The following is a 1,387-nucleotide window of genomic DNA, read 5'->3' as shown; positions in this document are numbered from 1 at the left end:
AGTACTGCTACGGAGGTTCGTTACGTTTGACTGCTTCGAGTCGTTTGTGGTAGTGGCTGGCTTTTGCTTGGGCTTGTCGGTGGCGGCGCCAGTTCGACCAGTGCAGCACGTGGCTGGCCGCGGCACGTCCTTTGAGGACGAGTTTGGCGAACAGGCGGCGGATCTCGTTGCTGCTCAGCGGGATGAGCGTGTCTGCGCCGGGATCGGCGCCCCCTTTTCGGCTTGGGCGGCGCGGGTGGCGACCAGGAACGCGGCGGCGGTCATCGCGAGGGTGATGTGGGCGTACCAGGCGTCGTAGCGGCGGACCTGGTACTGGTCGAGACCGACCTCGTTCTTGGCGGTCTGGAACGACTCCTCCACCGCCCACCGGGACCCGGCGACGCGGACCAGTTCCCGCTGGCGGGTGCCGCGCGGGCCGAAGCAGACGTAGTAGGCGATGTCGGTGGGGTCGCTGATGCTGCGCCGCGCGAGGACCCAGCCGCGGCGGCCGTGTGGGAACTCCCGCCGGATCGGCAGCCGCACCCAGTCGTAGCGGCGTGGGCCGTGCGCGCCGTCGCCGCACGACAGCCTGGTCCACGCACCGGCCGGCACCCTCGCGACGAGCTGGTCGACCCGAGTGGTGGTGAACAGCCCGGAAGCCACCTCGTCGTCGCACCGGGTGGCCATCACATACGGGACGTCCTGCTCCTGCAGCCAGCCGCGCAGGCCCGGGTTCTGCCCGTACGCCTCGTCCGCGGTGAACCACGCGAACGGCACCCCAGCGGCGATCGCCCTCTCCAGCATCGCCCGCGCCTGCTGCGGCTTGGTCGCGAACTCCACCTCCTGCGGCACCGCTGCGGCCCGACACCGCTGCCGGTCCTCGGTCCACGACTTCGGCAGGTACAACTCCCGGTCGATCAACGCCCGCCCCTTGCCGGAGGCGTAGCACAGGAACGTGCCGATCTGGCAATTCTCCGTCCGCCCAGCGGTCCCCGAATACTGCCGCTGCACCCCCGCCGACCGGGTCCCCTTCTTCAGGAACCCGGTCTCATCGGCAATCAGCACCGCGGCCGGGTCACCGAGGTGCTCCACCACGTAGTCGCGGACATCGTCACGGACCGCGTCGGCGTCCCAGCACGGGCTGCACAGCAGCGCCTGCATCCCGTCCGGTGACCGGTCACCAGCCTGCTCGGCAAGAGTCCACCCGTTACGGCGTTCCAACGGCGCGAGCAGCCCCCGCACATAGGCAAACGCCCGCTTCCGCGGCTCCACCCGACTGAACCGGCCCGCGATCCGAGCGAACAAGTCATCGAGCTCGGCTTCCCACGACTCAACCAACCCAACGCTAACCACAATGGACTAACGAGCCGAAACCACCCAAAGTCACGACCCGCCGTTGCAGTACTAG

General features: G+C 68.9%; 1 protein-coding gene. It reads right to left on the bottom strand.

Features of this window, described 5'->3' with window-relative positions; all coding sequences use genetic code 11:
• Nucleotides 1–174 precede the first annotated feature (174 nt).
• A complete protein-coding gene (locus tag EFE23_RS27800) occupies nt 175–1,317 on the bottom strand; it encodes an IS701 family transposase (protein ID WP_123243817.1) in 1,143 nt (380 codons plus the stop codon).
• Between the last annotated feature and the right edge of the window lie 70 nt (nt 1,318–1,387).

The organism is Micromonospora solifontis, from assembly GCF_003725545.1.
GTDB lineage: Bacteria > Actinomycetota > Actinomycetes > Mycobacteriales > Micromonosporaceae > Micromonospora > Micromonospora solifontis.
Note: the sequence above shows the minus strand (reverse complement) of the source record. Positions and strands in the feature narration are given on the sequence as shown.